At 72.5% G+C, this 240-nt stretch carries 1 pseudogene; it reads right to left on the reverse strand.

Going from position 1 to position 240, the window contains the following annotated elements:
- Positions 1 to 240, reverse strand: a pseudogene (locus BN358_RS24150) (zinc-binding dehydrogenase); the annotation flags it as partial.

Here is a 240-nt window from a genome sequence, read left to right on the forward strand (position 1 = left end):
CGCGGTCTGCGACCCGGCGGCCAGGCCGACCGGCACCATCCGGCCGCCGTCCGCCAGCAGGGTGAGCGCCTGCTCGAAGGTCGCGGGGAACCCCAGCGCCTCAATGGCCACGTCGACGCCCCGCCCCCCGGTGAGGGCGAGGACGCGGTCCCGGGCGTCACGTGCCGGGAGTTGATCACATCGGAGGCGCCGTAGCGGATCGCATGCTCGAGCTTGTCGTCATCGACGTCGATGGCAATC

Origin of the sequence: Sedimentibacter sp. B4 (assembly GCF_000309315.1) — a bacterium.
In the GTDB taxonomy this organism is placed as follows: domain Bacteria; phylum Bacillota; class Clostridia; order Tissierellales; family Sedimentibacteraceae; genus Sedimentibacter; species Sedimentibacter saalensis.